We start from the raw sequence: 11,835 nt of genomic DNA, 5'->3' as shown, positions 1-11,835 counted from the left end.
CAAGATTTACGCCGGTAAAAACACACGGGCTGTTGTTGCACCTTGGTCTTTCTGGTATAAAGCAGCGCTCTTTTCTAGGGGCCCGGTTCCTTCACTGTAGGTGTAGCCGGTAAGACCCTTAAAGAAACGCGGCGCCTGGCGCCAAATGACTGAGAGATTAAGCGGCCAACCCATGCCGGGTTGGGCATGTGGTTTTAGAGGGCTGAGGCATGTCGAGAGTCTGTCAAGTTACCGGTAAGGGTCCGGTGACTGGGAATAACATTTCCCACGCAAATAACAAAACCCGTCGTCGTTTCCTGCCGAACCTGCAGCATCACCGCTTCTGGGTTGAAGAAGAGAAACGTTTTGTTCGCCTGCGTGTATCTGCCAAAGGCATGCGTATCATCGACAAGCGCGGCATCACTGTCGTGCTGGCCGAAATCCGCGCCGCTGGCAAGATCTAAGGAGCTTTATCATGCGTGAATTGATTCGAATGATCTCTAGCGCCGGTACTGGTCACTTCTACACTACCGACAAGAACAAGCGTACTACCCCGGACAAGCTCGAAAAGAAAATGTTCGACCCGCGCGTTCGCAAGCACGTGATCTACAAAGAAGGCAAAATCAAGTAATTGATTTTCTTCCTTGTGAAAAAAAGCCCGTCTCTCACGAGTCGGGCTTTTTTTTGCCTGTGATTTGCTGATCAGGCTTTCTGTTCGAACACCACGTAGATCTTGCGGCACGGTTCCAGCACTTCCCAGGTGCCGCTGAAACCTGCGGGGATCACGAAACGGTCGCCCGCACGCAAGGTCTTGGCGTTACCGTCGGCATCGCGCAGCACCGAAACGCCCTGCACGATTTCGCAGTACTCATGCTCGCTGTAGTTGACCTTCCATTGCCCGACTTCACCTTCCCAGACCCCGGCGCTCATCTGGCCGCACGGGCTGTTGTAGTGGTTGTAGAGGGTTTGCTCGGGATCGCCCTTGAGGACTTTTTCGGCAGCAGGCCGGTAGCGTTCGGGGGCGGTATTGGCTTGGCTGAAGTCGACGATGTCCTGGATGCTCATGTGCGTGTCCCGTCTGGCCTGCGGTTGGAGAGTCCAAAGTCTATGTTTATTAAAATGAACATCGCAAGGGCGTTTACCGGCGTTGTGTCAAATATATTGAAACACCCCCAGCCGCTGGTTTAGGGTGGCAGCTGCCTTGAGCCGAACAGCAGGCTGGCCGGGCAAGAATTCTTTGAGGCTGCCGGGGGACATCACCTGGCCCTTGTATTCAATAAGAGGAGGACACTCGCATGACCACCCTGACCCGTGCCGACTGGGAACAACGCGCCAAGGATCTGAAGATCGAAGGCCGCGCCTACATCAATGGCGAATACACCGCCGCTGTTTCCGGTGACACGTTCGAATGCATCAGCCCGGTCGATGGCCGTCTGCTGGCAACCGTCGCCAGCTGCGACGCCGCCGACGCCCAGCGCGCTGTAGAAAATGCCCGCGCCACCTTCAATTCCGGCGTCTGGTCACGTCTGGCACCGGCCAAGCGCAAGTCCGTCATGATCCGTTTCGCCGCGCTGCTCAAGGCCAATGCCGAAGAGCTGGCCCTGCTCGAAACCCTGGACATGGGCAAGCCAATCAGCGACTCCCTGGGCATTGACGTGCCTGGCGCAGCCAACGCGCTGAGCTGGAGCGGCGAGGCCATCGACAAGATCTACGACGAAGTCGCCGCCACGCCGCACGATCAATTGGGCCTGGTGACCCGCGAGCCGGTCGGCGTTGTCGGCGCGATCGTGCCGTGGAACTTCCCTCTGATGATGGCCTGCTGGAAACTCGGCCCGGCGCTGTCCACCGGTAACTCGGTGATCCTCAAGCCGTCCGAAAAATCCCCGCTGACCGCCATCCGCATCGCGGCCCTGGCCGTTGAGGCCGGTATTCCAAAAGGCGTGTTCAACGTGCTGCCGGGCTACGGCCACACGGTTGGCAACGCGCTGGCGCTGCACATGGACGTCGACACCCTGGTGTTCACCGGTTCCACCAAAATCGCCAAGCAGCTGTTGATTCGCTCCGGCGAGTCCAACATGAAGCGCGTGTGGCTGGAAGCGGGCGGCAAGAGCCCGAACATCGTGTTCGCCGATGCTCCGGACCTGCAAGCGGCGGCCGAATCCGCCGCTGGCGCCATCGCCTTCAACCAGGGCGAAGTCTGCACCGCCGGTTCGCGTCTGCTGGTGGAGCGCTCCATCAAGGATAAATTCCTGCCGCTGGTGATCGAGGCCCTCAAAGGCTGGAAGCCAGGCAACCCGCTGGACCCGGCAACCAACGTCGGTGCGCTGGTGGACACCCAGCAGATGAACACCGTGCTGTCGTACATCGAAGCGGGCCACGCCGACGGCGCCAAGCTGGTTGCGGGCGGCAAGCGCACCCTGGAAGAAACCGGTGGCACTTACGTTGAGCCGACGATTTTCGACGGCGTGACCAACGCCATGAAGATTGCCCAGGAAGAAATCTTTGGCCCGGTTCTGTCGGTGATCACCTTCGACAGTGCCGAAGAAGCCATCGCCATCGCCAACGACACCCAATACGGCCTGGCCGCAGCGGTGTGGACGGCGGATATCTCCAAGGCGCACCTGACGGCCAAGGCCTTGCGCGCCGGTAGCGTGTGGGTCAACCAGTACGATGGCGGCGACATGACCGCGCCGTTTGGTGGCTTCAAGCAGTCCGGTAACGGTCGCGACAAGTCGCTGCACGCGTTCGACAAGTACACCGAGCTGAAGGCGACCTGGATCAAGCTGTAACCCTGTAGGAAACACCGCAGGCCAAATGTGGGAGCTGGCTTTTGTGGGAGCTGGCTTGCCTGCGATAGCATCACCGAGGTGTGACTGACACACCAAGGTGCTTGCATCGCGGGCAGGCCCGGCTCCCACCTAGGCTCGCTCCTACAGTTCGTTTGAAACCCTGAAAATTATCCACAGGAGCGTGGACATGCGTTGGGCGACTTATTTCGCCGTCCTGGCCTCGGTACTGAGCGTCGGCCTGGCCCTGGGCGTCAGCATGCCGCTGGTGTCCCTGCGCCTTGAAGGCTGGGGCTACGGCAGTTTCGCCATTGGGGTGATGGCCGCCATGCCGGCCTTCGGCGTACTGCTGGGCGCGAAGGTCTCCAGCCGCATGGCCTCATGGCTGGGCACCGCCAACCTGATGCGCCTGTGCCTGTGGGCCGGTGCAGTGTCCATCGGCCTGCTGGCAATCCTGCCCAGCTATCCGGTCTGGCTGGTGCTGCGGCTGATGATCGGGGTGATCCTGACCATCGTGTTTATCCTCGGTGAAAGCTGGATCAACCAATTAGTGGTGGAGCAATGGCGTGGCCGCCTGGTGGCGCTGTATGGCTGCAGTTATGCCTTGAGCCAGCTGTCGGGGCCGCTGCTGCTGGGTCTGATCGGCACCGACCATGATTACGGCTTCTGGGTGGGCGTAGGCCTGCTGATGGTCGCGCCATTGCTGTTGCTGGGGCGCTCCGGCGCGCCGACGGCTGAATCCTTCAGTGTCACCTTTGGCGACTTATGGCGTTTTTGCCTGAGCCTGCCGGCGATTGCCTGGGCGGTGGCTTTATTCGCGGCGTTCGAAGCGATGATTCTGACGCTGCTGCCGGTGTATTGCCTGCAACAGGGTTTCACGGCCGAGGTCGCCTTGGCCATGGTCAGCACGGTGGTGGTGGGCGATGCGCTGTTGCAATTGCCCATCGGCGCATTGGCTGACTACCTGCCGCGTCGCACGCTGTTCTTGAGCTGTGCGGTGCTGTTGCTGATCTCGAGCCTGGCGATTCCGCTGCTGATGCACACCCCGCTGATCTGGCCGGTGTGGGTGATCTTCGGCGCCAGTGCCGGTGGGTTGTTCACCTTGTCGCTGATCCTGATCGGCGAGCGTTACCGCGACGATGCGCTGGTGCGCGCGAATGCTCACGTGGCGCAGTTGTGGGGCATCGGTTGCTTGATAGGGCCGTTGGTGGCCGGTGCGGGCAGCCAGTGGATCAGCGGGCATGCGTTGCCGTTGCTGATGGCCGCCGGCGCGTTGGGGCTGGTGGTGCTGCTGTTGCGCCAGGGTGCATTTGGCGTCGCACAGCCCGCCTGATTTGAAACGGGATTGAATGTGGGAGCGGGCTTGCTCGCGAATACGGTGTGTCAGTTAACGGCAATATTGACTGATCCACCGCATTCGCGAGCAAGCCCGCTCCCACACTGGATCTTCATTGTTCCTAAAGCATCCGCTCCAGACCGACTGAAGTGGCAAACCAGGCATTAAACCGGCGCCACCAATTGCCGGGTTCATCGGTCAGCGTATGCAGTTGGCCGTTATCCTCAGTGACCCATACCACTTGGCCATCCTGCAATTTCGCCTGGTAGCTCAACGCCGGCGCCATACCTTGCAGCGCCAGGTTGCGCACGTGTTCCGCCAGCTCGGGGCTGTCCACCAGCACGCCGACTTCGGTGTTCCACAGCACTGAGCGCGGGTCAAAATTGAACGAGCCGATAAACGACTTTTCCCGATCAAAGATCATCGCCTTGCTGTGCAGGCTGGAGTCCGAGCCGTGCAGCGAGCCCCGGCGAAACAGATGCGGGCCGCTGCCTGCACTGGGGTCGCCGGGTTGGCGGCGCAGCTCGTAGAGTTTTACGCCGTGCTCCAGCAGTGCCTTGCGGTACGGCGCATAGCCGCCATGTACCGCCGGTACATCGGTGGCTTCGAGCGAGTTGGTCAGCAAGCTCACAGACACTCCCGCGTCAGCTCGGCCGGTCAGGTACACGAGCCCAGGCTGGCCGGGGACGAAATACGCCGAAATCATGATCAGCTCATGGTTGACGCCTTCAAGCTCCGGCGCCAGTTGAGTGGTCAGCAGCAACTGCGGGTCCGGGTCGGCCTTGGCCAGCACCTTGCTCGGCGCGTCCCACAGCGCCTGGTTCCAGGCCCAGATCAACTCGCGGCGCCAGATGTCCATGCGGGGTTGGGTCTGGTAGGTGCGCAAGCGGTTGTACAGCGCATGGTTCTGCTGGCGGGACTCGGCGAGCGAATCTTGCAGGCGCACGCGGGCGGCGGCCAGGTCACGTTTGGAGGGGCTGTTGGAGACGAAGTCATCAATCGGCTTGCTCAGTGCGCTGTTCCAGTACTGATCGAAGCTGTGCCCGAGTTGCTCGGCCACCGGGCCCACGCTGAGCATGTCGATATCGGTGAAATTCAAGTTGGGCTCGGCGTCGAAATACTCGTCGCCCAGGTTGCGGCCGCCGACGATGGCGACGCTGTTGTCCGCCAGCCACAACTTGTTGTGCATGCGCCGATGTTGCAGCGACAGGTTGAACAGGCGCCCCATGGCCCGCGTGACGCCGGTGCTGCGGCCCAGGTGCAGCGGGTTGAACAGGCGAATTTCGATCTGCGGGTGGGCGGCGAGGGTAGCGATGACCTGGTCGAGACCGTCGCTGGTGGTGTCATCCAGCAGGATGCGCACGCGCACGCCGCGGTCGGCCGCCTTGAGCAGTTCATCCACAAGCATGCGCGTGCTGATGCCGTCGTGGACGATGTAGTACTGCAAGTCGAGGCTGCTCTGGGCGTTGCGGATCAGTTCGGCGCGGGCCATGAAGGCTTCGCTGCTGTTGGGCAGCAAACGAAAACCTGAGCGGCCTTGATGCGGCGCCGCCTGCGCCTGGATCGACCGGCCGAATGAGGATTGCGCGGCGGGCAGGGCGTCGCTGGGGATGCGCGGCGTGTCGACTGTTGCGCAGCCGCCCAGCGCCAGAGCGCCCAGCAGGAAAAACGGTAAAAGCCGTTGGATCATCAAGGGCGCTGCTTCCAGGTCAGGGCGATTGTGGGCATATGACGGCTAATTCCGGCGAAAGGTCAGTCTGGCGTCTCGGCGAGCATCTTGATCGCGGCGGCGCCGACTTTGCGTACTGCTTCTTCAATTTGCGGCGTCGGCTTGGCAGCGTAGTTCATGCGCAGGCAGTTGCGGTATTTGCCGGAGGCGGAAAAGATACTGCCTACCGCCACCTGTACGCCCTGTTCGACCAACACGCGGTTGAGCTTGAGCGTGTCGAAGCCTTCCGGCAGCTCCACCCACAGCATGAAGCTGCCTTGAGGCCGGCTGGCGCGTGTGCCGGCCGGGAAGTAGCGGCTGACCCAGTCGAGCATCAGGTCGCGATTGCGCTGGTATTGAGTGCGCATCCGCCGTAAATGCGGTTCGAAATGGCCGTTTTTCAAGAACTCGGCAATCGCAATTTGTGGTTGGGTCGCGGTGGAACCGGTGCTGATGTATTTCATGTGCAGCACCCGCTCCAGGTAGCGCCCGGGCGCTACCCAGCCAATGCGTAAACCGGGCGCCAGGGTTTTCGAGAACGAGCTGCACAGCAGCACGCGGCCGTCTTCATCGAAGGATTTGATCGTGCGCGGGCGAGGGTAGCTGTAGGCCAATTCGCCATACACATCGTCTTCAATGATCGCCACGTCAAAGCGCTGGGCCAGGGTCAGCAACGCACGTTTGCGTGCCTCCGGCATGATGTAGCCCAACGGGTTGTTGCAGTTGGGCGTCAGCTGGATGACCTTGATCGGCCACTGTTCCAGCGCCAGTTCCAGCGCTTCAAGGCTGATGCCGGTGATTGGGTCCGTGGGGATTTCCAGGGCTTTCATGCCCAGGCCCTTAAGGGTCTGCATGGCGCCGTGAAAGCTTGGCGAGTCCACCGCGACGATATCGCCCGGTTCACAGATCGCGTGAATGCTGGCGGACAGCGCCTCATGGCAGCCGGTGGTGATCACAATGTCTTCGGCTGTCAGCTGGCAGCCGGAATCCAATGACAGGCGTGCAATTTGCTCGCGCAATTCCATACAGCCGAGGATGTTGTCGTAATACAGCCCCGGCAGATCCTGGCGGCGACTCACACGCGCCAGGCTGCGCAGCAAGGGTTTCATGGTCGGTGACAATACATCTGGCATGCCACGGCCCATCTGTATGACGTCTTTGCGTGGCACCGCGCGAATCAGTTCCAGCACTTGGTCCCATTGCGAAATTTCCACCGGCCGCTGGGCCGGGCGGCCTACTTCGGGCAGCGCCGGCAGCTCGCGCCCAACCGGCACAAAGTAGCCGGATTTGGGCTTTGGCATTGCCAGGCCGTTGTCTTCCAGCAAGCGATAGGCTTGTTGCACGGTGCTCAGGCTAACCCCATGTTCAACGCTCAATGCGCGCACAGACGGCAAGCGATCGCCGGGGCGATAGAAGCCCTGTTCGATGCGCGTGCCGAGCAATTCGGCGAGGTTGACGTAAAGGGTCATGGCGGTCGCTCCCGAGGACCAGTACAGATAGGCGGAAAATACAGGATTCAGGCGATCATGGGCAGTATCTGTATGGATTTAATAAAGATGCGTTGAATCTGTCATGGTTTTGCCGTTGCGCTCACGCTAGTCACTCATGGCAACAAGCAAATGAGGGGCAGCAAAATGAGCGGCATAAGCGATGTGCGTCTGATGTTACACAGTCAGGAATTGCAGGCAGGGCAAGAGCGCGCGACGGCGCCGCGGGATATCAGCCGCTGGCGTTTGTTCTGGCATCGCTGCCACACGCGCAAGGCTTTGCTGCATTTGACCCGCGAACAACTGCGCGACGTCGGGCTGAGCGTCGAGCAAGCGCGCGAGGAAGGCCTGAAACCGTTCTGGCGCGATTGATCAGACCAGCTCTTTGAACCGGTGCCAGAGCATTCCCAATGCCAGTAGCGGCGAACGCAAATGTTTACCGCCGGGGAAGGTGATGTGCGGCACTTGGGCGAACAAATCGAAACGACCCTGCTGCTGGCCGCTGATGGCTTCGGCCAGCAGCTTGCCGGCCAGGTGCGTGGCATTGAGGCCGTGGCCGGCGTAGGCCTGGGCGTAATACACATTGGGTTGATCGGCCAGCCGGCCAATCTGTGGCAAGCGGTTGGCGCCGATGCCGATCATGCCGCCCCATTGGTAGTCGATCTTCACGTCGGCCAGTTGTGGGAACACCTTGAGCATTTTTGGGTGCATGTAGGCACCGATGTCCTGTGGATCACGCCCGGAATAATGGCAGGCACCGCCGAACAACAGGCGGCGGTCAGCGGACAGCCGGAAGTAATCCACTGTCACCCGTTGATCACACACGGCCATGTTCTGCGGCAGTAGTTTGGCGGCCTGGGCTTCGCTCAATGGTTCGGTGGCGATGATGTAGCTGCCGGCGGGCAGCACTTTGCCGCTCAGGTGTGGGTTGAGGCCATTGAGGTAGGCGTTGCACGCCAACACCAGGGTCTTGGCGCGCACATTGCCAAGGGCGGTGTGCACGTTGACTTCAGGGCCATAGTCGATGCGTGTCACTTCGGACTGCTCGAACAGCTTCACGCCCAGCTTCTGCGCGGCGGCGGCTTCGCCGAGGGCCAGATTCAGCGGGTGCAAATGGCCGGAGCCCATGTCGATCATGCCGCCCACGTAGCGGTCGGAACCGATCACGCTGCTCATCTGGTTGGCTTGCAGCAGGCGCACTTCATGGCGATAGCCGAGGCTGCGCAGTTCTTCGGCATCTTCGGCCAGGTCGTGCAGGTGCTGAGGTTTGTTCGCCAGGTCGCAGTAACCCCAGGTCAGGTCGCAGGGGATTTGATAGCGCTCGACGCGCTCGCGCACGATCTCCACGGCTTCCAGGCCCATCAACTTCATCTGGCGCACACCGTCGGTGCCGATCACGTTGGCAAACTGGTCCAGGCCATGGCCGACGCCGCGAATCAGCTGGCCGCCGTTACGACCACTGGCGCCCCAGCCCATCTTGCGCGCCTCCAGCAACACCACGCTGTAACCGCGCTCGGCCAGTTCCAGGGCGGTGTTGAGCCCGGAGTAACCGCCGCCAATCACGCACACATCGGCGCTGACCTCGCCCGTCAACGCCGGGTAATCGGGTTGTGGGACGCTGCTGGCGGCGTAGTAGGAAGCGGTGTGCCGGGCGCTGGCGGTCATGGGGAGCATCCCTGTTTGGAAAATTTGACGCAGGATACAGCGGTCGGACGAAGCTGTCTGCGCAGGGCGTTTTGCGTCAGAATCCACGCCTATTCGCCGTCCGGTATGTGTTCCGATGAGTTGCAACAGTCAGAAAATCAGCGCGCTGCGTAGGCAGATTCCTTCGTTCGAGTGTGTTCCGGGTTGCCACGATTGCTGTGGGCCGGTGACCACCTCGCCCGAGGAAATGTCGCGCCTGCCACGCAAGACCGCAGCCGAGCAGGACGCCGCCATGGACGAGCTGAACTGCGTGCACCTTGGGCCCAACGGCTGCACGGTGTACGACGAACGCCCGCTGATCTGCCGGTTGTTTGGCACCACCAAGACCTTGCCGTGCCCCAACGGGCGGCGGCCGGTGGAGCTGATTCATCCGCGGGTTGAGAAGCAAATCCACGAATACATGGCCAGCACCCGGCAAGTCTTGGTCTAGGGATGTACTCGGTCAAAAATGTGGGAGCTGGCTTGCCTGCGATAGCGGTGTATCAATCACACCGCTATCGCAGGCAAGCCAGCTCCCACCTTTGCGCACGTTGAATCAGTTAATCCGGAATCGGCAGGTTCAAGCTTTCCTTCACCTCTTCCATCACGATATAGCTCTTTGATTCGCGCACATGGGGCAGTTTGAGCAGGATATCGCCGAGCAATTTTCGGTACGACGCCATCTCGGAAATGCGCGCTTTCACCAGGTAGTCGAAGTCACCCGACACCAAATGGCACTCCAGCACATGGGGCAGTTTGAGCACGGCGCGGCGGAATTCTTCAAAGGTGTCGCCGGACTTGTAATCGAGGCTGATCTCGACAAATACCAGCAAACTGCCCTTCAAATGCTGCGGATTGAGCCGCGCGTTGTAGCCCATGATGATCCCTTCGCGTTCCAGGCGGCGTACGCGCTCGGTGCACGGCGTGGTCGACAGCCCGACTTTTTCCCCCAGCTCCGTGAATGAAATGCGCCCGTCGGTTTGCAGGATGCGCAGGATATTGCGGTCGATCTTGTCCAGCTCCCGCTTGGTCTGGGTGTTGGTACGCATAGGGGATACGCCTCTGTGAAAAGGGTTTTTGCCGAGAATTGTCGCCAAATATAGGCATTTATATAGTGAAATGCACTGGCAATTGCTTTTTATACTGCGCTCATCATTGCTCCAATAACACACGTCAGCGGCCAAGCCCGCGATGAGGATATAAAAATGCGCGTTCTGGTCTTGGGTAGCGGCGTCATTGGTGTGACCAGTGCGTACTATTTGGCGCGGGCCGGCTTTGAAGTCGTCGTGGTCGACCGTCAGCCAGCCGCTGCCATGGAAACCAGTTTCGCCAACGCCGGCCAGGTGTCGCCTGGTTACGCCTCGCCCTGGGCGGCCCCGGGCGTGCCGCTCAAGGCGATCAAGTGGCTGCTGCAGCGCCACGCGCCGCTGGCGATCAAGGCCACCGCCGATATCGATCAATACCTGTGGATGGCGCAGATGCTGCGCAATTGCACCCAAAGCCGTTACGCAGTGAACAAGGAGCGCATGGTCCGCCTGTCCGAGTACAGTCGCGACTGCCTCGATGAACTGCGTGCCGAAACCGGCATTGCCTACGAGGGTCGCAGCCTCGGTACAACGCAATTGTTCCGCACCCAAGCCCAGCTGGACGGCGCGGCCAAAGACATCGCCGTGCTCAAAGAGTCTGGCGTACCGTTCGAGCTGCTCGACCGCGCCGGTATCGCCCGCGTTGAGCCGGCCCTGGCCAGTGTCACGGATATTCTTGCTGGCGCACTGCGCCTGCCGAATGACCAGACGGGCGACTGCCAGATGTTCACCACGCGCCTGGTCGACATGTGCAAACAGCTGGGCGTGGAGTTCCGCTTCGAGCAGGACATCCAGCGCCTCGACTGCGCAGGCGACCGCATCAATGGCGTGTGGATCGACGGCAAGCTGGAAACCGCAGACCGTTATGTACTGGCCCTCGGCAGCTACTCGCCGAAACTGCTCAAGCCGCTGGGGATCAAGGCGCCAGTGTACCCGCTCAAGGGTTACTCGCTGACCGTGCCGATCACCAACCCGGCGATGGCACCGACCTCGACCATTCTGGACGAGACCTACAAGGTCGCGATCACCCGTTTCGACAACCGCATCCGCGTTGGCGGCATGGCTGAAATCGCCGGTTTTGACCTGTCGCTGAACCCGCGCCGGCGTGAAACCCTGGAGATGATCGTCAACGACCTTTATCCTCAGGGCGGCGATTTGACCGAAGCCACGTTCTGGACCGGCCTGCGCCCGACCACACCCGACGGCACGCCGATTGTCGGTGCCACGCCTTTCAAGAACCTGTTCCTCAATACCGGGCACGGCACACTTGGCTGGACCATGGCCTGTGGCTCTGGTCGTCTGCTGGCCGACCTGATGGCGAAGAAAACCCCGCAGATCAGCGCCGAAGGCCTCGATATTTCCCGTTACGGCAACCACCAGGAGTCCGCAAAACATGTCAATCCAGCGCCAGCTCACCAATGAGCGCATGAGCCAGATCGTTGTTCACAGCGGTACCGTGTATCTGGCAGGGCAAGTCGGCGACGACATGAGTGCCGGGATTGAACAGCAGACCCGTGAAACACTGGCCAACATCGAGCGTTTGCTTGACTTGGCCGGCACCGACAAATCCAAGCTGCTGTCGGTGACGATCTACTTGAAAGACATCGACGCCGATTTCGCCGGCATGAACGCGGTGTGGGACAAGTGGCTGCCTAAAGGCGTTGCCCCGGCCCGTGCCACCGTTGAAGCCAAGCTGTGCGAACCGGAAATCCTGGTAGAGCTGTCCGTCGTGGCCGCGCTGCCTTAACCAACGATCCCTCTCCCGGTGCCG

The 11,835-nt window shown here is 60.9% G+C and carries 13 protein-coding genes; 8 read left to right on the top strand and 5 right to left on the bottom strand.

Annotated elements, in window-relative coordinates; genetic code table 11:
- Positions 1 to 209: 209 nt before the first annotated feature.
- A complete protein-coding gene (rpmB, locus tag ABWL43_RS28475; RefSeq protein ID WP_003176907.1) occupies positions 210 to 443 on the top strand; it encodes a 50S ribosomal protein L28 in 234 nt (77 codons plus the stop codon).
- Between the two features lie 11 nt (positions 444 to 454).
- Positions 455 to 610 carry a 50S ribosomal protein L33 gene (rpmG, locus tag ABWL43_RS28470; RefSeq protein ID WP_003176906.1) on the top strand — a complete coding sequence of 52 codons (156 nt, stop codon included), beginning with the start codon at positions 455 to 457 and terminating at the stop codon, positions 608 to 610.
- Positions 611 to 681: 71 nt separating this feature from the next.
- Here the strand turns inward: rpmG and ABWL43_RS28465 are convergent, their stop codons facing one another.
- Positions 682 to 1,044 (bottom strand): cupin domain-containing protein, encoded by a 363-nt coding sequence (locus ABWL43_RS28465; protein ID WP_145158135.1) that lies wholly within the window; start codon positions 1,042 to 1,044, stop codon positions 682 to 684.
- Between the two features lie 230 nt (positions 1,045 to 1,274).
- On the opposite strand from ABWL43_RS28465, the gene ABWL43_RS28460 reads away from it, so the two are divergent.
- Together ABWL43_RS28460 and ABWL43_RS28455 are read left to right on the top strand one after the other, a co-directional pair.
- Positions 1,275 to 2,768, top strand: a complete 1,494-nt coding sequence (locus ABWL43_RS28460) for an aldehyde dehydrogenase (RefSeq protein ID WP_145158132.1) — start codon at positions 1,275 to 1,277, stop codon at positions 2,766 to 2,768.
- 187 nt (positions 2,769 to 2,955) lie between these two features.
- Positions 2,956 to 4,098 carry an MFS transporter gene (locus ABWL43_RS28455; RefSeq protein WP_145158129.1) on the top strand — a complete coding sequence of 381 codons (1,143 nt, stop codon included), beginning with the start codon at positions 2,956 to 2,958 and terminating at the stop codon, positions 4,096 to 4,098.
- Between the two features lie 124 nt (positions 4,099 to 4,222).
- On the opposite strand, the gene ABWL43_RS28450 is transcribed toward ABWL43_RS28455, so the two are convergent.
- Together ABWL43_RS28450 and ABWL43_RS28445 are read right to left on the bottom strand one after the other, a co-directional pair.
- Positions 4,223 to 5,791 carry a phospholipase D family protein gene (locus ABWL43_RS28450; protein ID WP_369301875.1) on the bottom strand — a complete coding sequence of 523 codons (1,569 nt, stop codon included), beginning with the start codon at positions 5,789 to 5,791 and terminating at the stop codon, positions 4,223 to 4,225.
- Between the two features lie 62 nt (positions 5,792 to 5,853).
- Complete coding sequence (locus ABWL43_RS28445; protein WP_242199581.1) at positions 5,854 to 7,278, bottom strand: PLP-dependent aminotransferase family protein; 1,425 nt, start codon at positions 7,276 to 7,278, stop codon at positions 5,854 to 5,856.
- Between the two features lie 165 nt (positions 7,279 to 7,443).
- Between ABWL43_RS28445 and ABWL43_RS28440 the strand changes: the two genes are divergently transcribed.
- Complete coding sequence (locus ABWL43_RS28440; RefSeq protein ID WP_145158120.1) at positions 7,444 to 7,668, top strand: DUF1127 domain-containing protein; 225 nt, start codon at positions 7,444 to 7,446, stop codon at positions 7,666 to 7,668.
- On the opposite strand, the gene ABWL43_RS28435 is transcribed toward ABWL43_RS28440, so the two are convergent.
- On the bottom strand, positions 7,669 to 8,961 hold the full coding sequence (locus ABWL43_RS28435) for an NAD(P)/FAD-dependent oxidoreductase (protein WP_404485934.1): 1,293 nt from the start codon (positions 8,959 to 8,961) through the stop codon (positions 7,669 to 7,671).
- A gap of 115 nt (positions 8,962 to 9,076) precedes the next feature.
- Between ABWL43_RS28435 and ABWL43_RS28430 the strand changes: the two genes are divergently transcribed.
- The gene (locus ABWL43_RS28430; RefSeq protein WP_016975913.1) at positions 9,077 to 9,430 is read left to right on the top strand and encodes a YkgJ family cysteine cluster protein; all 354 of its coding nucleotides are present in this window, start codon (positions 9,077 to 9,079) and stop codon (positions 9,428 to 9,430) included.
- 109 nt (positions 9,431 to 9,539) lie between these two features.
- Here the strand turns inward: ABWL43_RS28430 and ABWL43_RS28425 are convergent, their stop codons facing one another.
- Positions 9,540 to 10,028 carry an Lrp/AsnC ligand binding domain-containing protein gene (locus tag ABWL43_RS28425; RefSeq protein WP_003176896.1) on the bottom strand — a complete coding sequence of 163 codons (489 nt, stop codon included), beginning with the start codon at positions 10,026 to 10,028 and terminating at the stop codon, positions 9,540 to 9,542.
- A 156-nt stretch (positions 10,029 to 10,184) separates the two neighbouring features.
- Between ABWL43_RS28425 and dadA the strand changes: the two genes are divergently transcribed.
- Both dadA and ABWL43_RS28415 read left to right on the top strand, forming a co-directional pair.
- Positions 10,185 to 11,486, top strand: a complete 1,302-nt coding sequence (gene dadA, locus ABWL43_RS28420; protein ID WP_145158114.1) for a D-amino acid dehydrogenase — start codon at positions 10,185 to 10,187, stop codon at positions 11,484 to 11,486.
- The gene (locus ABWL43_RS28415) at positions 11,458 to 11,811 is read left to right on the top strand and encodes a RidA family protein (protein WP_145158111.1); all 354 of its coding nucleotides are present in this window, start codon (positions 11,458 to 11,460) and stop codon (positions 11,809 to 11,811) included. The genes dadA and ABWL43_RS28415 overlap by 29 nt, the downstream gene beginning before the upstream one ends.
- Positions 11,812 to 11,835 lie beyond the last annotated feature (24 nt).

This window comes from Pseudomonas sp. HT11 (assembly GCF_044875395.1).
In the GTDB taxonomy this organism is placed as follows: Bacteria; Pseudomonadota; Gammaproteobacteria; order Pseudomonadales; family Pseudomonadaceae; genus Aquipseudomonas.
The sequence above is the reverse complement of the archived record's forward strand: the minus strand, read 5'-3'. Positions and strand labels throughout refer to the sequence as shown.

Excerpts from the sequence above, each read along its gene's own strand:
- rpmB (WP_003176907.1), top strand. The coding sequence starts at position 210 with ATGTCGAGAGTCTGTCAAGTTACCGGTAAGGGTCCGGTGACTGGGAAT.
- rpmG (WP_003176906.1), top strand. The coding sequence starts at position 455 with ATGCGTGAATTGATTCGAATGATCTCTAGCGCCGGTACTGGTCACTTC.
- ABWL43_RS28465 (WP_145158135.1), bottom strand. The coding sequence starts at position 1,044 with ATGAGCATCCAGGACATCGTCGACTTCAGCCAAGCCAATACCGCCCCC.
- ABWL43_RS28460 (WP_145158132.1), top strand. The coding sequence starts at position 1,275 with ATGACCACCCTGACCCGTGCCGACTGGGAACAACGCGCCAAGGATCTG.
- ABWL43_RS28455 (WP_145158129.1), top strand. The coding sequence starts at position 2,956 with ATGCGTTGGGCGACTTATTTCGCCGTCCTGGCCTCGGTACTGAGCGTC.
- ABWL43_RS28450 (WP_369301875.1), bottom strand. The coding sequence starts at position 5,791 with ATGATCCAACGGCTTTTACCGTTTTTCCTGCTGGGCGCTCTGGCGCTG.
- ABWL43_RS28445 (WP_242199581.1), bottom strand. The coding sequence starts at position 7,278 with ATGACCCTTTACGTCAACCTCGCCGAATTGCTCGGCACGCGCATCGAA.
- ABWL43_RS28440 (WP_145158120.1), top strand. The coding sequence starts at position 7,444 with ATGAGCGGCATAAGCGATGTGCGTCTGATGTTACACAGTCAGGAATTG.
- ABWL43_RS28435 (WP_404485934.1), bottom strand. The coding sequence starts at position 8,961 with ATGACCGCCAGCGCCCGGCACACCGCTTCCTACTACGCCGCCAGCAGC.
- ABWL43_RS28430 (WP_016975913.1), top strand. The coding sequence starts at position 9,077 with ATGAGTTGCAACAGTCAGAAAATCAGCGCGCTGCGTAGGCAGATTCCT.
- ABWL43_RS28425 (WP_003176896.1), bottom strand. The coding sequence starts at position 10,028 with ATGCGTACCAACACCCAGACCAAGCGGGAGCTGGACAAGATCGACCGC.
- dadA (WP_145158114.1), top strand. The coding sequence starts at position 10,185 with ATGCGCGTTCTGGTCTTGGGTAGCGGCGTCATTGGTGTGACCAGTGCG.
- ABWL43_RS28415 (WP_145158111.1), top strand. The coding sequence starts at position 11,458 with ATGTCAATCCAGCGCCAGCTCACCAATGAGCGCATGAGCCAGATCGTT.